Origin of the sequence: Streptomyces sp. NBC_01571 (assembly GCF_026339875.1) — a bacterium.
Lineage (GTDB): Bacteria > Actinomycetota > Actinomycetes > Streptomycetales > Streptomycetaceae > Streptomyces.
In genome coordinates this window covers 4,438,925-4,458,827 of the sequence record NZ_JAPEPZ010000001.1, presented here as the reverse complement: position 1 = coordinate 4,458,827, position 19,903 = coordinate 4,438,925, and the positions used below count along the sequence as shown (strand labels likewise).

Below are 19,903 nucleotides of genomic sequence, written 5' to 3'. Positions count from 1 at the left end.
GATGGCCTCCCTCGACGAAGCCCGGGACCTGCTGCGGGAGTTCCCCGTGGTCGACGGGCACAACGACCTGCCCTGGGCCCTGCGCGAGCAGGTCCGCTACGACCTCGGCGCCCGTGACATCGCCGCCGACCAGAGCGCCCATCTGCACACCGACCTGGCGCGCCTGCGCGCCGGCGGCGTCGGCGCGCAGTACTGGTCGGTGTACGTCCGCTCGGACCTGCCCGACCCGCTCACCATGACGCTCGAACAGATCGACTGCGTACGACAGTTGATCGACCGTCACCCGGCCCACCTGCGGGCCGCGCTGACGGCGGCGGACATGACCGCGGCGCGGGCGGAGGGCCGTATCGCCTCGCTCATGGGCGCGGAGGGCGGTCACTCCATCGACAACTCCCTCGGCGCGCTGCGGGGGTTGTACGCGCTGGGCGTGCGGTACATGACGCTCACCCACAACGACAACGTCGCGTGGGCGGACTCGGCCACGGACGTCCCCGCCGTCGGCGGTCTGTCGGCCTTCGGCCGCGAGGTCGTCCGGGAGATGAACCGCGAGGGCATGCTGGTCGACCTCTCGCACGTCGCGGCGACGACCATGCGGGACGCGCTGGACACCTCCGCCGCCCCGGTGATCTTCTCGCACTCCTCCTCGCGCGCGGTCTGCGACCACCCGCGCAACATCCCGGACGACGTCCTGGAGCGGCTGCCCGCCAACGGGGGAGTGGCGATGGTGACGTTCGTACCGAAGTTCGTCCTGCAGGCCGCGGTCGACTGGACGGCCGCGGCCGACGAGAACATGCGCGCGCACGGCCTCCACCACCTCGACACCACCCCCGAGGGAATGAAGGTCCACCGCGCCTTCGAGGAGACCAACCCGCGGCCCGTCGCCACGGTGTCGACGGTGGCGGACCACCTCGACCACATGCGCGAGGTCGCGGGCGTCGACCACCTCGGCATCGGCGGCGACTACGACGGCACGGCGTTCACGCCCGAGGGCCTCGACGACGTCTCCGGCTATCCGAACCTGATCGCGGAACTGTTCGCCCGCGGCTGGTCCCGCGCCGACCTCGCCAAGCTGACCTGGCAGAACGCGGTACGGGTGCTGGGCGCGGCCGAGGACGTGGCCCGCGACCTGCGGGCGACGCGCGGCCCGTCGAACGCGACGTTGCGACAGCTGGACGGCTGACCGCTCCGGACGCTTCCCGGTGGACGGGCCGTACCCCCGAACGCCCCGTCCACCAGGAAGCTCCCCCGCGCCCCGTGCGACGGTGACGGTACTGCGATCACCGTCCACCCAACGGAGCCACGCCATGGCAGACCTGCAGGAAGAACTGCACCCCACCCCCGAGGTGGCGGAGCTCGACCGGCCCACTGCCTGGGCGAAGGCCGGGCCGGAGTCCGGGGCGGCCGACCTGGACGTCCCGGAGTCCGCGCCGACGGCGGCGCGGGAGACCGTCCCGGACGCCGATCCCCTGGAGCGGGCGCGCAGTTTCCTCGCCGGTCATCCCGTCGCCGACGGCTACAGCGGTCTGCCCTGGGCGCTGCGACACCTGCCCTGGTACGACCTGGAGGTGGGCGAGAGCGCCGTGGACACGGATGTGCCGCGGCTGCGGGAGGGGCATGTCGGCGCGCTGTTCTGGTCGCTGCACCTGCCCGAGGGGCTGGCCGGTGACCGGGCCGTCGGCGCCACCCTGGAGCAGCTGGACCTGGTGCGCACGGTGGTCCGGGCCCACCCCGAGGGGCTGCGGATGGCCCACACCGCCTCCGAGATCAACGACGCCCGGCACTGCCGCCGGGTGGCCGTGCTGCTGGGCCCGGCCGGTGCCGCCGCGCTCGGCGACTCGCTCGGCATCCTGCGGGCCCTGCGCTCGCTCGGCCTGCGGGTCCTCACCCTCGCGGGCGCCTCCTGGGCGAGCCAGGCGGGCCTGACCAGGTTCGGTGAGGAGGTGCTGCGCGAGATGAACCGGCTGGGCGTGATCGCCGACCTCTCCGGGACCTCGGACGCCACCATCGCCCGTACCCTGGCGGCCTCCAAGGCCCCGGTCCTGTTCACCCGCTCCGCGGCCCGCGCGCTGCGTCCCCACCCGGCGAACCTCTCCGACGACGTCCTCGCCGGACTGGGCGCGGCCAAGGGGGTGTGTCTCGTCCCGCTCACGGCCGAGCAGGCGGGCCCGACCGTGCGGGACGTCGCCGACCACCTCGACCACGTGCGGTCCGTCGCGGGCCCGGAGTGCGTCGGTGTCTCGGGGACGTACGACTCCGGGGCCGCCCACCCACAGGACCTCGCCGACGCGTCCTGCTACCCGAACCTGATCGCCGAACTTTTCGCCCGCGGCTGGTCAGAGGCCGACCTCGCCCTGCTGACCTGGGGAAACGTCCAGCGAATCGTGCGCACTGCGGACTTCACGGCGCGGGCGGCCCAGCAGCGCCGCGAGCCGTCCACGGCCAGGATCGCCGATCTGGACGGCTGAGCGGGCCGCCCGGACCCGGACCCGGTCAGCAGGCGCAGAGGCAGAACGGGTGCCCCGCCGGGTCGGCGTAGACCCGCCAGCCCCGCGAGCGGTCCTCGGTGTCCAGCGGCCGCGCTCCGAGCGCGAGTACGCCCTTCTCGGCCGCGTCCAGGTCGTCGACGGTCAGGTCCAGGTGGAACTGCTGCGAGCCCTCGGGCGCGGGCCATCGCGGCGGTACGTGCCCGGGGGCGGCCTGGAACGCCAACGACTGTCCGCCGGGCACCTTCAGATCCACCCAGTCCGTGTCGCCTCCGTCCCCTTCGTCCGATTCCACGGTGCCGCCCAGCACCTGGGCGTAGAACCCGGCCAGTGCGCGCGGGTCGGGACAGTCCAGGACGACGACGCCGAGCTCGGCGAGAGCCATGACTCCTCCTGAGGAAGAATGGTTACCCGTAGACCCCTGAATGGGGTAACGGTTACTGCATGGTCCCGCACAGGAGGTAACGTCGCAACCATGAACGACCGCGCACCCGCGCCCGGACGACTGGTCCTGATCCAGTCCCTGGTGAACACCCTCGACCTCGAATCGGGCGCGGACCGGCTGGACACCGCCGAGGGCCGGGCCGCGTTCGGCCTCGCGAAAGGCGGCACGGAGGCGGCACGCGAACTGCGCGAGTCGCTGCGCGCGGTGTGCCTGGCGCACGCCGACCACCCGCCGCACCAGCCGGTCACCCCGCTCGGCGAGCTGCTGGCCGGGGCGCCCCTGTACCTCATGGTCGACGGACGCGACGGCGGCGCGGGCTTCGCTCCCGCCGCCCCTGCCGTCACCTCGGCATCGGCCGCCCCTTCGGCCCCTGACGTACTCGCGGCCTCTGACGCCCCGTTGCCCGCCGCGAACGAGTCCCTCGCCTCACGAGTCGCAGCGGCCATCGCGGAGTCGCTCGTCGAAGGCACCTGGGCCCGGCTGAAGGCCTGCGAGGCGCCGACCTGCCACTGGGCGTACTACGACCGCTCCCCGGCCGGCCGCGGCCGCTGGTGCTCGATGTCGGTCTGCGGGGCGCGCGCCAAGATGCGCCGCTACCGCGCGAAGTAGAAGCAGCCGACGGAGCCGTACGAAATGAAGTGGGCCGACCGGCCCCGCCGGTCATCGGGACGGTGGAGAATGTGGGACGACGCCGGTCCGGCCGACTGAGCCTCGGCCGGACCGGCGTCGTCCGGGTACTGCCGTGCCGTGCGGTACCGGGTCAGGTGACCAGCAGCCGGTTGAAGAACGAGCGGTAGTGGCGCAGTGCCAGGCGCAGGTTCTCCGTGTCGGCCTGCTCGCCCCGGTTCCACTGTCCTTCCAGTTCCTGTTTGTGATCGGCGAAGGTGGCGGCGAGCCTCTGCATCACGTCCGCGACGAGGGCGTCGGCGGTGTGCACGGCGTCGCGCGGGTCGTCGACGAACTGGCTCTGCACCTCCTGCCAGCGTGCGCGGAACGCCTCCTCGTCCTGCGGGCTGAGGAGTTGGGGAGTGTCGTCTCCGTCCTGGGTGGCCCCGGTGTCACCACGGGCTGTCCGGTCCCGCGAGCTCGTCGCCTGCGTGTCGGCGCTCCCGGCCCGGTCGTCCGGACCGCCGGCGTCGCGTTCGGTGTCCTCGCGCCCGACACCCTCGCGTCCCGTGTCCTCGCGTCCGGTGTCGTCACGCTCCGGGGCGTCGCTCGGTGTGGCCGTGCTCTCGCCGGGGAACGTCGGCGCTTCCGGCGGAGGGCCCGACGTGCCCTCGGTGTCCCGGTCGCGGGGCTGGGCGAGATCGTCGGTGGACAGGCCGCTCTCGGTGGCGGTGTCCGGCATGTCATGCCCTCGTGTGTCCTGGCGGTGCATCGCTCCTCCGATCGGTCCGGGCCGGTCAGGCCCGAGCGTGGCGGCGACGGCCGCCGTCGGAGAGCAGCTCGTCGAAGAGGACGCGGTAGTGCACCATGGCCCCCCGCAGCTGCTCCGTCGTCGCCTGGTGCCGCATACTGAGCGCGTCCACGTCATGGGCGGCCCGGTAGTGCTCCAGGGTGCGGCCGTGCTCGACCGAGAGGTCCTTGAGCTGCTGCTCGAAGTCCTGGGTCGGATAGCCGCGTTCGTTCATCAGCGAGGTCACCAGGCGGTCCGCGTCGTGCACGGCGCCCTCCGGGTGATCCACGAAGTCTTCCTGCACGCCGGCCCAGTCGCGGGTGTACCGGTCCTTGGCGCCGCTGTCCAGCGGCCGGATGTCCAGGGAGTCGTGCCGCTTCTCGCGGGCCTTGAGGTCACGCTCGGCGTCCGAGCGGTTGTCGGCGTTGTCCACCGTTCGCTCGTACTCCGGACCGAAGCGCTCGCGCAGCTTCCGGCGCCGCATGAGCTGTGAAGCCACCACCGCGATCAGGGCGATCACCACCACGACAGGAATGATGATGGCCAGAAGTGTTCCTGTTGACATGGGGCAGAGCCTCCTCGCCGGCGCCCGATGTGCGCCTCTACCTGCCGGGTCCCCCCAGCCCCGGGGTTGAAACGAGATGCGTGGAATGCCCTGAATGCGGCTACGGGCGCGGTTTGTCGGGGGCGCGCGGGTCCGGTGCGGGCGGTACGGGCGGCCCGCGCAGCGCGCCGAACACGGACCAGGCGACCGACACCATCGGAACGGCCACGACCGCGCCGATCACCCCGGCCAGGACGCCGCCCGCGATGACGGAGAGGGCCACCACCACGGGGTGCAGCCGGACCGCCCAGCTGAGCACCAGCGGGTGCAGCACATGACCCTCGAGCTGGCCGATGACCACGATCAGGGCGAGGACGACGACGGCGACCACCGGACCCCGAGAGGCCAGCGCGACGACCGTGGCCACGCCGAGCGCGACGGGCGAGCCCACCAGCGGGACGAACGCGGCGAAGAACTCCAGCAGGGTCAGCGGCATGGCCAGCGGCACGCCCAGCAGGGACAGGGCGACGCCCACCAGCACGGCGTTGGTGGCCGCCACGATGATGATGCCCCGGGTGTACCCGGCGAACGTCCGCCAGGCCGCCCGTCCCGCGCGGTCCCACGACTCCCGCGCGCTCTCGGGCAGCAGCCCCTGGAACCACTGCCAGAACCTTTCCCCGGAGAGGATGAAGAACAGGGAGCAGAACAGTGCGAGCACGGCGGCGGTCAGCACCTCCAGCAGCCGCCCGGCACCGCTGAGCGCGCTGCTGAGCAGTGCGGCACGGTGTTCCGAGAGATACGAGGTCACCTTGTCCTGAAAGTTCGCCAGCGCCGTGTGGTCCACATGGAAGGGAGACCCCTCCAGCCACCGTTCGATCCGTCCGACGCCGCCGGCGAACTCCTGGCTCAGCCGGTCCGATTCCCCCGCGACCAGACTGCCGACCAGGGCCAGCAGCCCGAACACCACCACCAGGCTCCCCACCAGGCTCACCGCCGCCGCCACGCCCCGCGGCACCCACCGTGCCAGCAGATTGGCCGCCGGACGCAGCACCGAGGTCACCACCAGCGCGAGGAACAGCGCGACGGCGACCAGTTGCAACCGCCCCAGGATCTTGAAACACGCGTACGCGGCCGCTCCCAGCACGAGCAGCCGCCAGGCGTACGCGGCGGTCACCCGCAGGCCGCTGTTCACGTTCGGCGTCACGCTGTCGCGGTCGCCGCCGCGCCGGGCCGCCGTCCCGGCCGTACGCGCCCGGGCCACCGTGCCCACTCCGCCGGCGGGCCGGCTCCCCCGTACGACGTACCGCGCCCGTCGCCCGCCACGACCGGAGCCGCGGCCCGCATCCGGACCCGTCCCGGGGGCGTCCGCCCGTCCGTGCGCACGACGCGATCCGTCGGTCACCCGTGCGTCACCGCCCTCCGTCGCCGGGACCGGACAGGCGCGTGGCCGAGGAGGCGCCTGCGATCAACGCCGTGGCATCACGTGACCGGGCCGCAACGGGACAGATCGAACACAAGGGGCGTCAGGGACAGCGTGGGGTCCTGTGCCAAGGGCCCGCAAGCGGGGGAGAGCGGGCGGGTCAGGCGGTGGGCCGTCCCATCGCCCGGTACGTCCAGCCGGCCCGCCGCCACAGCTCCGGGTCGAGGGCGTTGCGCCCGTCGAGGAGCACGCGGGCGGTGGCCACCTCGCCCAGGGCGGCGGGGTCCAGCTCGCGGAACTCGCGCCACTCGGTGAGGTGCAGGACGACATCGGCGCCGCGTACGGCACCGGCCGCCGAGTCGGCGTACCCGAGCGTCGGGAAGAGCCGCTCGGCGTTCGCCATGCCCTTGGGGTCGTACACGGTGACCTGGCCGCCCTGGAGGTGGATCTGCCCGGCGACGTTCAGCGCCGGCGAGTCCCGTACGTCGTCGGAGTCGGGCTTGAAGGTCGCGCCGAGCACGGCGACCCGCTTGCCGAGGAACGAGCCGCCGCCGAGCGCCTCCCGGGCCATCTCGACCATCTGGCCGCGCCGCCGCATGTTGATGGAGTCGATCTCGCGCAGGAAGGTCAGCGCCTGGTCGGCGCCCAGCTCACCGGCGCGTGCCATGAAGGCGCGGATGTCCTTGGGCAGACAGCCGCCCCCGAAGCCGATCCCGGCCCGCAGGAACTTCTTGCCGATCCGCTCGTCGTGCCCTATCGCCTCGGCCAGCATGGCGACGTCGCCGCCGGCCGCCTCGCAGACCTCGGCCATGGCGTTGATGAAGGAGATCTTGGTCGCGAGGAAGGAGTTGGCGGAGGTCTTCACCAGCTCGGCGGTCGGGAAGTCGGTCACCACGAAGGGCGAGCCCTCGGCGACCGGTGTCGTGTACACCTCGCGCAGCAGCTTCTCGGACCGCTCGCCGCGCACGCCCACCACGATCCGGTCGGGGTGCAGCGTGTCCTGTACGGCGAAGCCCTCGCGCAGGAACTCCGGGTTCCAGGCGAGTTCGGCGTCCTCGCCGGCGGGGGACAGCTCGGCGAGCGTCCGCGCCAGCCGTTCCGCGGAGCCCACGGGCACGGTGGACTTGCCGACGACGAGGGCGGGTCCCGTCAGGTGCGGGGCGAGCGACTCGAAGGCCGCGTCGACGTACGACATGTCGCACGCGTACTCGCCGTGCTTCTGCGGGGTGTTCACGCAGACGAAGTGGACGTCGCCGAACGCCCCGACCTCGGCCCAGTCCATGGTGAAGCGCAGGCGCCCGGTGGACCCCTCGATGCCCGCCACGTGCTTGCGCAGCAGCTCCTCCAGGCCCGGCTCGTACATCGGGACCTCGCCCCGCTGGAGCATCTCGATCTTCTCAGGGACCACATCGAGCCCCAGCACCTCGAAACCGAGTTCGGCCATGGCCGCGGCGTGTGTGGCGCCGAGATAGCCGGTACCGATCACGGTGATCTTGAGGGCCATGCGTGCTCCTGGGGTATACGGCCGTGGGTGCGCTGCCCGAGCATAGTCGGGGCATGACCGGGCCCCTCGTCGGGCAGGTTTTCCGCTGTCGCCAAGCTCACGTATCCCTCCCGTGGGCGGGCCCCTAAAATTTGGGTTACTTAACGGTAATTAGCGTCTTTGGAGCGTGAGAGACCTTGGCCGGATCGGCTGATTTCGACCTGTACCGCCCGTCCGAGGAGCACGACATGCTCCGAGACGCGATCCGCTCGCTGTCCGAGGCGAAGATCGCGCCCTACGCGGCGGTGGTCGACGAGGAAGCCCGTTTCCCGCGGGAGGCCCTGGATGCCCTGGTCTCCTCCGACCTGCACGCCGTGCACGTGCCGGAGACGTACGGCGGTGCCGGTGCCGACGCGCTCGCGACCGTGATCGTGATCGAGGAGGTGGCGCGGGTGTGCGCCAGCTCCTCCCTCATCCCGGCCGTGAACAAGCTCGGCTCGCTCCCGGTGATCCTCTCCGGTTCCGAGGCCCTGAAGCAGAAGTACCTGGCGCCCCTGGCGGCGGGCGACGGCATGTTCTCGTACTGCCTCTCCGAGCCGGACGCGGGCTCGGACGCGGCGGGCATGAAGACGAAGGCGGTCCGCGACGGCGACTCCTACGTCCTCAACGGCGTGAAGCGCTGGATCACCAACGCGGGCGAGTCCGAGTACTACACGGTGATGGCCGTCACCGACCCCACGAAGCGCTCCAAGGGCATATCGGCCTTCGTGGTCGAGAAGTCGGACGAGGGCGTCTCCTTCGGCGCTCCGGAGAAGAAGCTCGGCATCAAGGGCAGCCCGACGCGCGAGGTCTACCTCGACAACGTTCGCATCCCCGCGGACCGCATGATCGGCGAGGAGGGCACCGGCTTCGCCACCGCGATGAAGACCCTGGACCACACCCGCATCACGATCGCGGCCCAGGCGCTCGGCATCGCCCAGGGTGCTCTCGACTACGCCAAGGGCTACGTCCGCGAGCGCAAGCAGTTCGGCAAGCCGATCGCCGACTTCCAGGGCATCCAGTTCATGCTCGCCGACATGGCCATGAAGATAGAGGCCGCCCGCCAGCTGACGTACGCGGCGGCCGCCAAGTCCGAGCGGGGCGACGCCGACCTGACCTTCCAGGGCGCGGCGGCCAAGTGCTTCGCCTCCGACGTCGCCATGGAGGTCACCACGGACGCCGTCCAGCTGCTCGGCGGCTACGGCTACACGCGTGACTACCCGGTGGAGCGCATGATGCGCGACGCGAAGATCACGCAGATTTACGAAGGAACGAATCAGGTCCAGCGGATCGTCATGGCGCGCAACCTGCCGTGAGCGGAGTCTGACTCCGTGCGTCCCGGTCGCCCTCCGTCCCTCTCCGGGCGGAGGGCGACACACGTAGATCTCCTGGCGGCCTGCGGCATGGGCGGCGGGGCGCCTTCCGCGGCGGTCACTGCCGCAGGGCTTCCAGCGGCTCGATGCGGGCGGCCCGCAGCGCGGGGTAGAGGCCGGCCAGCAGACCCACGACGGAACCGACGAGCGGGGCCGGCAGGACGGTCAGGGGGTCGACGATGGCCGTCCAGTGCTGGATCAGGGCGACCACGACGACCGTGCAGACGCCGATCGCCGTGCCGATCAGGCCGCCGAGCGTGCCCAGGGTGGTGGACTCCGTCAGGAACTGGGCCGCAATGTGCCGGGGGCGGGCGCCCAGTGAGCGACGAAGGCCGATTTCGCCCGTGCGTTCCAGGATCGCCACCAGAGTGGTGTTAGCGATGCCCAGCGCGCCGATCACCAGACAGATCGCCGCGAGCAGGAGGAACAGGCCGGAGAGGGAGGTGTTCACGGAGTCGCGCAGGGCGTGCGGGTCCGGCGGCGTGGCGGCGTGCAGTAGGCGGGGGTGGTCGGGGAGCAGGGCGATCGGGGCTTGGTGGGCCAGGAGGCGCGCCGCGCCGACACGGGTGTGGATGATCATTTCGGCGGGCTGGTCGGTCGGCGGCCCGAAGGCCTTGAGCGCTGTCGTGGTCGGCAGCATCGCGCCCATCAGCGCTTCCGGCTTACGCTGGGCGTCGGACACGATGCCCACGACCGTGTAGGCGCTGTCGTTGATGAAGACCACAGGCTGGTTGTCCAGCCGGGTGATGCCCAGGACGCGTGCCGCGCCCGCGCCGAGCACGCAGACCGGTTCGGCCCGCCTCTCGTGGAAGTGGTTGTAGAGAGCGCCCGCCCGCAGGGTCGGCTGGATCGCCTTCAGGGCCCCGGGGGACGCCGCGAAGACCGTCACTCCGGTGCTGGGGTTGTCGGTCGGAGGGAGCGGCTGGGTGCCGATCCTCGGGTTGTGCAGTGGGGCGCCCCACCAGACGCCGGCCGCCACCACGCCGTTGAGCCGCTGGATCCGATCGTCGGAGTCCTGGGGGAAGTGGACCTCGGGTCTCTCGTCGGACTTGGGTGTCACGTCGTCCACCGTCACCGTGGTGGCGCGCAGCACGTTGAACGACGCGCTGATCTGGCCGGCCGCCGTCGAGGTCAGGCCGAGTACGGCGACGAACGCGCCCACTCCGAGCACCGTGCCCAGCATGGTGAGCACGGAACGGCCCGGCCGCTGGACCAGGCCGGCCAGAGACTCGGCGAACATGTCCCGGATGAGGAGGCGTGACGGGGGCGCCGGGGACGGGTTCCGGTCACGGCGGAGCGCGGTTCGCACGCGGTCGGCTCTCACGCGGCCGACCGCCGTTCGGTGTCGCTGAGGAGGCGCCCGTCGCGGATGGTCAGTACACGCCGGGCGCGTTCGGCCACGGCGGGGTCGTGGGTGATGACCACCACGGTGAGCCCCGCCGTGTGGAGTTCTTCGAGCAGGTTCATGACGTGCGCCGAGGTCACGGAGTCCAGGTTGCCGGTGGGTTCGTCGCAGAGGATCAGTTCGGGACGGTTGACCAACGCGCGGGCGATCGCGACGCGTTGGCGCTCGCCGCCGGACATGGTGGGCGGCAGCGCGTCGAGCCGGTGGCCGAGTCCCACGGTGCGCAGCGCCCGTACCGCCCGGTCGTCGCGGGCGCGCCGGTCCGTGGTGACGTACAGCTGGGCCAGGGCGACGTTCTCCGTGGCCGTGCGGTGGGAGAGGAGATGGAAGGACTGGAAGACGAAGCCGATCCTGTGGCCGCGCAGGGCCGTGCGCTCCCGTTCCCGGAGGGAGGACACGTCGGTGCCGGCGAAGTCGTAGCGGCCTGCGGAGGGCCGGTCCAGCATGCCGATCAGGTTGAGCAGGGTGGATTTACCCGAACCCGAGGGGCCGACCACGGCCACGAAGTCGCCGCGCTCGACGTCGAGGTCGGTGGGGTGCAGGGCGTGGACCGCGACGGCGCCCGGGTACGTCTTGGCGACGCCCCGAAGCCGGATCACGGGAGCGGACGGAGTCGGTTCGCTCACTGGCCGACCACCACGCGGTCGCGGGCCCGCAGCCGTGCCGTACCGGTCGGTGTGACCTGCACCTTTCCGTCCGCCGATACGCCCACCGTGACTCGCACCCGGTGCTGGGAGCCGTCCGGCGCCACCACCGTGACGCTGGTCCGGGCGTCGGCACCGGCGTTGATGGCCGCCTCCGGGACGGTGAGGACCGCGCCGGTCGTGGCGGCGGCCGTGATGGTCATCCGAACGTTCTGGCCGTCGAGCCGGTTGTCCCACGTGCCGATGGGCGTCACCTGGACCGGTAGGTAAGGGATCCCGCCGTTGGCCGGAGCGTTCCCACCCTGGTCCGACGCGTCGCCGCCGGAGGGCAGGGATCCGGACTTGTCGCCGGGGGTGACCAGCTCGCCCACCGAGGACACGCCGGCGCTGGCGGTCACGCCGAGAGCCTCGGAGGTGATCCGGACCTTCATGCCCTCCTTGACCAGGCCCTGGTACGAGGGGTCCAGGTACCCGGTGAGCTTCAGGCCGCCGGTGGCCAGGGAGGCCACCGGGCCGGACACCTTGTCGCCCACGGCCGCGGGCAGGCCGACGACCCTGACCGGCACCGAGGCGGCGAACGCCATCTCGGAGAGGGGGACGAACGGTTCGCCCGTGGCTCCCGACCCGCCGCCCTTCCCCGCGGCGCCCCCGGTGACCGGCACCGGGTAGCCCAGGCGGTGGTACAGCGCCACGACGGACTTCTTGGTCACCGCGCCGAAGTAGCCGTGTTTGTCGCCACCGTGGTAAAGGCCGAGTGTGGCCAGGGCCCCCTGTATCTGGGCGATGTCGTCGCCGGATTCGCCGGGGACCATGTCGCGGTAGGCCGGGATCCGGCCGGGCAAGATGTAGACCGGGCGGCCGGAGAACTCCACGATCGGCTCGGCGGCTTTGACCGTGTCGCCGACGTGCGCCAGTTTTCGGGTGAGCACCGGTGAGGAGCCGCCCAGGTTGGTCGCGCCGCCCAGGGCGCGGCTGTCCGCCACCTCGGTAGGCGTGAGGGACAGAGTGGCGCCGCTGGTCACGTCACCGCGCAGCACCACCGTGCGGGCCAGCCGCTCGGAGCCGACGGACGCGGTGATGACACTGGCCTCCGGTGCCCGGGTGTCTGCCGCCGCCTGTGCCGGGGACTTCACCAGCATCGCACCGCCGAGCCCGCCGAGGGACAGCAGCGCGGCCGCCGACGCCACCGCGAGCACGCCACGACGACGACGGGCCAAGGCGCTGGTACGGGCCGTGCGGTCGCCGCCCGCTGCGGGGTCGGGTTCTGGCGCGGACCGCCGCGGGACGGCGTCCGCGCTCTTCATCAGGTCTGCCATCGTTTCTCTTCCCCGGTCAGGAACCGGACAGCTTGCCGCCGGCCAGTACGGTCGCGACACGCTTCGACTGCTGCCGCAGTCCTTCCCGGGCCTGCTGCAGCTCTTCCGCGTGCTTGTCGATCTGGTCGTTCTGGTATGCGCTCTCCACGGCGAACCAGATGCCCACGAGGTTGACCCCCTTCGCGCACTGCCAGTCCGCCACCGCGACGCCGATTTCCTGCGACGTCGCCGCCGCGGCGCCCCAGCGCTTGTCACCCGAAGCGTCGAACGTCTTCTTGTAGTTCGTGTACCCCTGGGCGCTCATGCACTTCTTCCACGCCGTCTGGGCCGCGATGACGCGGGGGTCCAGCGTCGAGTACTCGAAGGAGTGCGCCCGGATCTGCTCGGCCAGCGGGGAGTGCCCGGCGCGCTGGTCCACGTCGCCCCCCGTGATGGCGCGGTCCGCCTCGCCGACACAGCCGCCGCTGGGCAGGCGCATGCCGTGGTAGGAGTCGACCAGCCCCTGCGCGGACGTGGCGGTCAGGACCGTACGCACCTCCGGCGAGGGCGGGGTGCCCACGTGCTCGGGCAGGCTGCGCGGGTCGTTCCGCGTCATGTGGAAGCCGAACTCCCGGGCGACCTGGAGGGATTCGGGGACGCCGTAACGACGCGAGTTCTTGCTGAAGTTCGGCAGCCGCGCCTCGGTGGGGGTGTACCTGGCTCCGAACCGGCTGACGCAGCGTTGCTCCAGCGTCGTCATGGCGTCGGTCGTCTGTATCAGGTCGTGCCCCGTCGGCATGTAGGCGTCGACGGGCAGTGCGAGGTCCGCGGTGTCGGTGAGCTTCGTGATCGAGGTGACGCCGGGGATCCTGGAGACGGTCGGCTTCGGCTGCTTCTCCTCCTGCGACGAAGTGCCGCCGAGCCCGTTCGAACAGCCCGCGAGGAGACCGACGGCGGCGACGGCGCAGATCAGTCCGACGCCCGCCCGGCCAGAGGTAATCGTCATGTGTGTCTCACGTCAAGGAGCCTCGCTGCCGTTCCGGGACCGGAACGGCAGCGAGGAAGAGGGGAGGATCAGGCAGCCTTCAGCGGTCGGTCAGGTCAGCCGACGCCGATGCCGACCTGGGTGGCGGCGTTGTTGTTCCAGGTGTAGCCGAGCGCGCCGCCCTCGCCGTCGTACGACCAGTCGTAGTTGCCGTTGTAGCCACTGTTGACCCAGACGGTGCCACCACGGTTCTCGAAGTACTCCGACTCCATGGCGGTCGCATTGTTCTTCACCGCTTGGCCGGAGCCGGTGCCTGAGCCGCTCTTGAACGTGTAGCCGGCCAGGTTGGAGACGCTGCCGTCCTTGCCCCAGATCGCGGCGGAGCCGTCGTGGCCGTAGAAGAGGCACAGCGGCTGGTAGTTACCCCCGCCGATCACCGAGTTGCCGCACCGGCCCGTGGCGTTGCCGGTGGAGTGGTGGTTGACCGCCTGCGCGGGCACGGCGAGACCGAGTACCGCGACGCCGGCGACGGCGGCGGTGAAGAGCTTGGCCTGGATGCGCACAAGGACTCCCTTGATGTCGTGTTATGTGAATGGCGGCAACCCGAGTTGACGCCGAATTGGATCATGTTTGGTGATGTCCCGTCAATCTTCTTAACTGGTGCGGTTGTTGTGGCCCACGGGGACGAAATATGCCCTTGCCATGACAAGAATCCGTCGGTCATGATCTGCCAGTCGATCAAACGATCGATCGGGAGAGTCTTATGGGGGATTGGCGATGACCATGTCCATGCGCAGGAGACTCGCGGGATGTGCCGCGGCGCTGTCGATCACTGTCGGGGGCCTTGTCCTCGCCGCGTCTCCGGCACAGGCCGCCGGGTACAACGGCGCCTGCGGCAGCGGCTACAGCGTCATCGACTCCATGAGCGTGGGCTTCCAAGGCGCCGGTACCACGTACCTCACGTACAACAGCTCCAACGGCTACAACTGCGTCGTCACGATGAACAACACCGGTACGACGCAGTGGGTCAACGCCGAGATCGAGGTCTCCGGGGGCAACTGGAACGAGGACTCGGGCCAGTACCGGTACTACGCGGGTCCGCGGTACGTCTACGCCGCGCATCACTGCATCGACTGGGGCGGCTATGTCGCCTACAGCTCAGGCGTCACCGACATCCAGTGGAACGACCACTGCAGCTGATCGCCGCCACTTCCCACCCGACCCGTTCCTATCAACAGCGCCTGACTGACGTGAAAATGATCCTCCGTCAGCGGCGTTTCATGTCCAGGGGGTAGAAATGAACGTGAAGAAGAGAGCTCTCGCTCGCGTCGGCGTGCTGGCCGGAGGCGTCGCCCTGTCGGTGATCGCCGCCACCGGAGCCGCGCAGGCGTACACCAACGACGGCACCAGCCCGGCATCCACCGGCTGCGCCGACGACGGGACCACGGTCGCGTCCGCGCCCATGAAGAACGCCGGCGGCACGCAGGGCACCATCGAGCTGCGCTACAGCCTGAAGTGTCACACCGCTTGGGCCAGGCTCACGCTCAACTACACCCAGTTCGCATGCGGAAACGCTTCCGCCGGTTACGCCTGCGCTGCGGCGACCGTCACCCGCAACGACGATGGACGCTCGTACAGCTGCACCATCAGCCAAGGGCAGAGCCAGTGCTACACCCCGCAGGTGTACGACAAGGGCATGACGTCCTTCGCGAAGGGATACATCGACATCGTCAGCGGCGAGATCCAGACTCGGACCGCCGCGTACTGATCTCCCACGCGCGCTGATCACCGGCACGCGCCGAAAGGGGCCGCAGCTCTTCACGGAGCTGCGGCCCCTTCGCCGTGGGCTCGCTGTCCGCCGACGCGGTCAGCGAGCCCCGCTCACCCCCAGGTGAACCCCTTCTGGATCTCCATGCACGCGTCCTCCTTGTCACCGCTCAGCACGGCGGCCGACTTGGGCGCCTTCGTCGGCTGCGCGGATGCCGGATAGGTGTTCCCGGTACGCCAGTCCGCACCCACGATCATCGTGACTCCCGAGACATCGGTCGACTTGCGTACCGAGCCCACCGGCACCCCCATCGCCTTGGCCACCGCCTGGGCGTCGCCCTCCAGATCGGCACTGGGGTAGAGGACGGTGGTCTCGGCCTCGGGGGTCAGTTCCGTGTCCTTCGTGGCCTCGGTGAACCCCTTGTCCTGCAGTGCCTGTTCGACTGCCAGGGCACGCTGGGGCGTCGGGGCCTGGCCGTGCACCCCGGTGCCATTGCGGACCTGCACGGCGATCTGGCCGTTCGGTGCCGCGGGGTCCTTCGACGCCTGCTCGGCCTTCTGCTTCGCGCCGTGGCCGTTCAGCGGAGTGTCCTTGCGGATCATCGAGATGAGCTGGTCGGCGTCACCGGGCATGGGCACCAGCCGGTTGTGGTCCTGCGACCACTGCTCCGTGGGCAGCGTCGTCATCGTGATGCCCTTGGTGGGCACCTGCTTGAAGTCCTCGGAGAGGTCGTACAACTTCTTGACCGTTCCCAGACCCTCGTCGACCGTGAGCGCCTTCGTCGCGGTCTCCGCCAGGCTGCGCATCTCGTCGGGGTTGCTGAGCGTCGCGTTCTCGCGCAGCTGGCGCACCATCGAGTTCATGTACATGTGCTGGGCGTGGGTACGGCCGAGGTCGGTGCCGTCCTCGAAGCCGTAGCGGGTGCGCAGCCACTGCAAGGCCTGCTTGCCCTTGACCGGCGTGGTGCCAGCCTTCAGCTTCAGGCCCGATCCGTGGCCGTCCGAGGTGTGCGAGTAGACGTTCTGACGAACGCAGACCGGGACGCCACCGATGGCGTCCGCCATCGACACGACCCCGGAGAAGTCGACCATCATGAAGTGGTCGATGTGGATGTCGGTGAGCTTTTCCCATGTGGCGACCGTGCAGCCGGGGCCGCCACGACCCAGAGACTCGTTCGCCATGGACAGGGAGAGCGCCTCGTACACCTTGTGGGTGTGCGGGTCGGTGCACTTGGGGATGGAGATCATGGTGTCGCGCGGGAGACTGACCACAGACATGTTGCTGCGGTCGGCCGAGACGTGCACCAGCATCTGCACATCCGCGAGCGGCGGGCGGCCCACATCCCCCTTGGACCCGCCCAGCTTGAGGTCCTCCGCGGTGTTCCGGCTGTCCGAGCCGATCATCAGGATGTTCAGCGGACTCTGACCGGCGGCGTTCGCGGTCGCCTTGGGCGCGGCGTCGTCGCCGAGGTTGAGCTTGTCCTTCTTGATGTTGCTGTTGAGGTGCTCGTAGTAGAGGTAACCCGCGCCGGCGGTGCCCAGTATCACCACCGTCAGCGTCATCGCCGACCAGCGCAGTATTCGCCGTTTCGGGCGCGGGGGTCTCGGCTCCGCTCCGCGCCTCCGGCTGCCGCCCTGCGGATCGCGGTCGCCGGACCGCGCCCGCGCGCCCTCCTTGTGCCGTCCGCTGCCCGCGCCTTGCGTCTCGCCCGCGTCACCAGGTTCGTCGCCGCGCCGAGTGCGCGGCAGAGCCCCTTCTCTGCGCACGCTGCTTCGTGTCATTCTCCTGCCCCTCCCGCCCCCGGCATCCTCACCGCGGCTTCGTTTCGCGTCCCGGCACACGTCCTAGTACGGACCGGGGCAACCATGTCGCCTTCCCCCTCGACCGTGTGCCTCGGAAAGTCTGGGCACAGGCCGGACGAAGTCTCGGCCACGGCACGTTTCGTGCGTTGCCGAGTTCCTCCACTCAGTGAGACGCAGAATCACGCCTTGAGGTCACCAGACGCACCTGAACCCGTTGGCTGTCGGCCGTGGAACGCCAGGCCGGTGCCTTCGTCGGAGCGGTGACCGGTACGCCCGCACACTTGAAGTCCTCACCGAGCGCAGCGCGATCGCCGACATTCCCTGCGAGTTGCCCGCGCTCCTGACGGCTTCAGAACCGTCCCCCGCTGTTTCGCGGCGGCGTGGCCGAGCCGAGTGGACCTGAGCACGCCCTTCTGGTTCTGCGACCGAACAAGGGTCGTCCGGGCGGAACCGCCGGGTGCGTCCGCGTTGTGGATGCCGACGTCCGGGATGTCGGCGAGGAGGTCCCGGGGGGCGCTCGACGCGGTCGCGTTCGTCCGATCCGCCGAGTCGCACTTCATCATGCGCTTGGAGACAAGCAGGAGGACGCCGGTGTCCGCAGGGCTGAAGTGGACGGCGTTCGTGCCGGCGGCCAGGACGTACGGCGGGGTGTCACTGGTCCACAGAAACCTTTTGCCTGTCGACTTCTTCAGCGTCCGGCCAGAGCGGCGGCGGCTTGGTGCCGTGGGCTCCGGGCCATCGGACGGGCCAGGTCGCAGCTCGAACCCAACAGCCCGGGGGTTCGGCACCCACTGGTCCGATGCGTCGATGCTGTCTGCCCATCCATGGCCTTGCGCGTCCACGGTCGTCTTGTCCTCCGTCGGGGCCACGCGGCGTACCAGCCCCCCAAAGCCCTCGGTCGGTCATGCGCTCGGGCAACGCGCGACTCGTGGTCAAGCACGCCGGATCGCTCACACTATCGGCCAAGTTGAGCATCGAGCGACAGCGGTGAGTAATGCCACTCCCGTACAACCGGTCAATTAGTTTATTTCCGGGGAATAAAGATCGTTCCTTGGTGGACGCTTTACCCGTGGGCGCCGTCGGTGGGCGGGGTCCCGCGGTACGCCGGGCAGGGCCCAGCTGGTCAACGCCGCTTCGGCGAGGCGGGTTTGGGGCGACTGCCTGTTGTGCCCCCACCCGAGTTCGAGCGGGAGATGGTTCGTGAGCGGGCGGGGCGGAAGGGGCACCCGGTAAACCCGCTTCCCTGGTCGGTGCGGGAGCGGAGCCCTTCTGCGCAGCCCGCGTTGTTGTCGTCCGGGCGCGGCTCCCCGGCCAGGGAACGCGTGAGGAGGGGCGTCGGTGTTCCCGGAGTTACCGCATGACGTGCGTCGGAGGCGCGGCCACCTCAGCCCCTGGCCCGCCGCCGGCAGTCGTCAGGAAAGGACAGCACGGGACGAGTCGGGGGGCGGGGCCAAGGCCCCCTTGCCGACCGGTGGTCACAGGGCGCCCAGCGCGCGGCGCAGGTCCTCGGGGCCGCGGTAGTGGACGGCCCGCATCCCGAGTGCGGCCGCCGCCTCCACGTTCTCCAGGGTGTCGTCCACGAACAGGCAGCGCTCGGCCGGAACGCCGGCCCGCTCGACGGCGATGTCGTAGATGCGCCGGTCGGGCTTGGCGATGCCCACCCGCGCGCTGCTGACCACATGGTCGGCGAGGTCCGTCAGACCCAGGACCTCCAGGTCCTCCTCCAACTGCACCGAGGTGTTGGTGACGAGGACCAGGGGCACCTGGGCGCGGACCCCGCGCAGCAGCGACACCACCGCCGCGTCCGCCCGGAACGGCGTCCGCACGAGCGCCCCGCCGAGCTCCCGGGCCGTCTCCTGCGACACCAGTCCGGCCAGGCCCCGCACGGCCGACCGCGCCCACTCGTCCGGCGTGATCCGCCCGACCACCAGTGGCAGCACCGTGTCCGGTGCGAAGGCCAGCTTCATGGTGGTGCCCTCGGCCAGTCCGGCGGCGCGCTCCAGCGCGTTCAGGCGGGACGGGTCGTAGACGCGGATCACGTTGTCGACGTCGCACAGCACCGCGTCGAAGGGGCGACCGTCCGAGGTGGGGCGGGAGGCGGGGGAGAGGGTCATGCCGCCACCCTGACATCCGGCCCCGGGAAGCCGTCGACCAGGGCGGGCAGTCTCAGTATTTCCGCGGCACCGGGTGACTTCCGCGACACCGTGCGCCGCGGGCTCTACACGTCCAGGCCGTCCGCCACCCGCTTCTCCCGCAGCTCCATGATCGCCCGGCGGCGGGCCAGCCGGTGGGTGCGGCGGATCTGGGCCTCCTGGTAGCGGCGTTCGTCCCGCTCGGTCTCCGGCAGGACGGGCGGGACGCGGCGCGGCTTGCCGTCGGCGTCGACCGCGGTGAAGACGAGATAGGCCGAGCCGACCTGCTGCGGTGGCGTGGACTCGTTCCACCGCTCGGCGAGCACGCGGACGCCGACCTCTATCGACGTCCGGCCCGTCCAGTTGACCTGGGCCTTCACATGGACGAGGTCGCCCACGCGCACGGGCTCGAGGAAGGCCATCTCGTCCATGGAGGCGGTCACCGCGGGCCCGCCGGAGTGCCGCCCGGCCACCGCGCCCGCCGCGTCGTCCACGAGCTTCATGATCACTCCACCGTGCACCGTACCCAGGAGGTTGGTGTCGTTGTGGGTCATGATGTGGCTGAGGGTGGTTCGGGACGCGGAGGTCGGCTTACCCGGAATATCGGATTCCGGAGTGGGCGCGTGGTCTGTCATGCCCTCCACCCTATGCGGGGTGCGGACACGGTCCGCTTTGCATCAGATCTGCAA

General features: G+C 70.6%; 19 protein-coding genes. 6 read left to right on the top strand and 13 right to left on the bottom strand.

Annotated elements, in window-relative coordinates:
* Position 1 precedes the first annotated feature (1 nt).
* Both OHB41_RS19900 and OHB41_RS19895 read left to right on the top strand, forming a co-directional pair.
* A complete protein-coding gene (locus tag OHB41_RS19900; protein ID WP_266699574.1) occupies positions 2-1,180 on the top strand; it encodes a dipeptidase in 1,179 nt (392 codons plus the stop codon).
* Between the two features lie 124 nt (positions 1,181-1,304).
* The gene (locus OHB41_RS19895) at positions 1,305-2,465 is read left to right on the top strand and encodes a dipeptidase (RefSeq protein ID WP_266699573.1); all 1,161 of its coding nucleotides are present in this window, start codon (positions 1,305-1,307) and stop codon (positions 2,463-2,465) included.
* Positions 2,466-2,490: 25 nt separating this feature from the next.
* Here the strand turns inward: OHB41_RS19895 and OHB41_RS19890 are convergent, their stop codons facing one another.
* A complete protein-coding gene (locus OHB41_RS19890) occupies positions 2,491-2,868 on the bottom strand; it encodes a VOC family protein (RefSeq protein WP_266699572.1) in 378 nt (125 codons plus the stop codon).
* A 90-nt stretch (positions 2,869-2,958) separates the two neighbouring features.
* On the opposite strand from OHB41_RS19890, the gene OHB41_RS19885 reads away from it, so the two are divergent.
* Complete coding sequence (locus tag OHB41_RS19885; RefSeq protein WP_266699571.1) at positions 2,959-3,537, top strand: CGNR zinc finger domain-containing protein; 579 nt, start codon at positions 2,959-2,961, stop codon at positions 3,535-3,537.
* A 151-nt stretch (positions 3,538-3,688) separates the two neighbouring features.
* On the opposite strand, the gene OHB41_RS19880 is transcribed toward OHB41_RS19885, so the two are convergent.
* The 4 genes from OHB41_RS19880 to OHB41_RS19865 all read right to left on the bottom strand — a co-directional run bounded on the left by OHB41_RS19880 (position 3,689) and on the right by OHB41_RS19865 (position 7,792).
* The gene (locus OHB41_RS19880; RefSeq protein ID WP_266699570.1) at positions 3,689-4,276 is read right to left on the bottom strand and encodes a hypothetical protein; all 588 of its coding nucleotides are present in this window, start codon (positions 4,274-4,276) and stop codon (positions 3,689-3,691) included.
* A 55-nt stretch (positions 4,277-4,331) separates the two neighbouring features.
* Positions 4,332-4,889 carry a hypothetical protein gene (locus OHB41_RS19875; protein ID WP_266699569.1) on the bottom strand — a complete coding sequence of 186 codons (558 nt, stop codon included), beginning with the start codon at positions 4,887-4,889 and terminating at the stop codon, positions 4,332-4,334.
* A gap of 100 nt (positions 4,890-4,989) precedes the next feature.
* Positions 4,990-6,129: an AI-2E family transporter gene (locus tag OHB41_RS19870; RefSeq protein WP_266699568.1), complete on the bottom strand. Its 1,140-nt coding sequence runs from the start codon at positions 6,127-6,129 to the stop codon at positions 4,990-4,992.
* Between the two features lie 319 nt (positions 6,130-6,448).
* Complete coding sequence (locus tag OHB41_RS19865; RefSeq protein ID WP_266699567.1) at positions 6,449-7,792, bottom strand: UDP-glucose dehydrogenase family protein; 1,344 nt, start codon at positions 7,790-7,792, stop codon at positions 6,449-6,451.
* A 176-nt stretch (positions 7,793-7,968) separates the two neighbouring features.
* On the opposite strand from OHB41_RS19865, the gene OHB41_RS19860 reads away from it, so the two are divergent.
* Positions 7,969-9,126 carry an acyl-CoA dehydrogenase gene (locus OHB41_RS19860; RefSeq protein ID WP_266699566.1) on the top strand — a complete coding sequence of 386 codons (1,158 nt, stop codon included), beginning with the start codon at positions 7,969-7,971 and terminating at the stop codon, positions 9,124-9,126.
* Between the two features lie 115 nt (positions 9,127-9,241).
* Here the strand turns inward: OHB41_RS19860 and OHB41_RS19855 are convergent, their stop codons facing one another.
* The 5 genes from OHB41_RS19855 to OHB41_RS19835 all read right to left on the bottom strand — a co-directional run bounded on the left by OHB41_RS19855 (position 9,242) and on the right by OHB41_RS19835 (position 14,075).
* Positions 9,242-10,423 carry an ABC transporter permease gene (locus tag OHB41_RS19855; protein WP_266699565.1) on the bottom strand — a complete coding sequence of 394 codons (1,182 nt, stop codon included), beginning with the start codon at positions 10,421-10,423 and terminating at the stop codon, positions 9,242-9,244.
* Positions 10,424-10,503: 80 nt separating this feature from the next.
* Complete coding sequence (locus OHB41_RS19850; protein WP_266699564.1) at positions 10,504-11,214, bottom strand: ABC transporter ATP-binding protein; 711 nt, start codon at positions 11,212-11,214, stop codon at positions 10,504-10,506.
* Positions 11,211-12,548 carry an efflux RND transporter periplasmic adaptor subunit gene (locus OHB41_RS19845; RefSeq protein WP_266699563.1) on the bottom strand — a complete coding sequence of 446 codons (1,338 nt, stop codon included), beginning with the start codon at positions 12,546-12,548 and terminating at the stop codon, positions 11,211-11,213. Before OHB41_RS19845 ends, OHB41_RS19850 begins: the two co-directional genes overlap by 4 nt.
* 16 nt (positions 12,549-12,564) lie before the next feature.
* The gene (locus tag OHB41_RS19840) at positions 12,565-13,533 is read right to left on the bottom strand and encodes a hypothetical protein (RefSeq protein ID WP_266699562.1); all 969 of its coding nucleotides are present in this window, start codon (positions 13,531-13,533) and stop codon (positions 12,565-12,567) included.
* 95 nt (positions 13,534-13,628) lie between these two features.
* Positions 13,629-14,075, bottom strand: a complete 447-nt coding sequence (locus OHB41_RS19835) for a hypothetical protein (RefSeq protein ID WP_266699561.1) — start codon at positions 14,073-14,075, stop codon at positions 13,629-13,631.
* A gap of 214 nt (positions 14,076-14,289) precedes the next feature.
* On the opposite strand from OHB41_RS19835, the gene OHB41_RS19830 reads away from it, so the two are divergent.
* Together OHB41_RS19830 and OHB41_RS19825 are read left to right on the top strand one after the other, a co-directional pair.
* Positions 14,290-14,712 (top strand): spore-associated protein A, encoded by a 423-nt coding sequence (locus OHB41_RS19830; RefSeq protein WP_266699560.1) that lies wholly within the window; start codon positions 14,290-14,292, stop codon positions 14,710-14,712.
* A 97-nt stretch (positions 14,713-14,809) separates the two neighbouring features.
* Entirely contained in the window at positions 14,810-15,280 is a 471-nt protein-coding gene (locus OHB41_RS19825; RefSeq protein WP_266699559.1) for a DUF2690 domain-containing protein, read from the top strand.
* A gap of 113 nt (positions 15,281-15,393) precedes the next feature.
* Here OHB41_RS19825 and OHB41_RS19820 read toward each other — a convergent pair whose 3' ends face one another.
* From OHB41_RS19820 to OHB41_RS19810, 3 genes are all read right to left on the bottom strand, one after another.
* Positions 15,394-17,061: an LCP family protein gene (locus OHB41_RS19820; RefSeq protein ID WP_266699558.1), complete on the bottom strand. Its 1,668-nt coding sequence runs from the start codon at positions 17,059-17,061 to the stop codon at positions 15,394-15,396.
* A 1,496-nt stretch (positions 17,062-18,557) separates the two neighbouring features.
* Positions 18,558-19,196 carry an HAD family hydrolase gene (locus tag OHB41_RS19815; RefSeq protein WP_266699557.1) on the bottom strand — a complete coding sequence of 213 codons (639 nt, stop codon included), beginning with the start codon at positions 19,194-19,196 and terminating at the stop codon, positions 18,558-18,560.
* Between the two features lie 104 nt (positions 19,197-19,300).
* Complete coding sequence (locus tag OHB41_RS19810; RefSeq protein WP_266699556.1) at positions 19,301-19,849, bottom strand: acyl-CoA thioesterase; 549 nt, start codon at positions 19,847-19,849, stop codon at positions 19,301-19,303.
* Positions 19,850-19,903 lie beyond the last annotated feature (54 nt).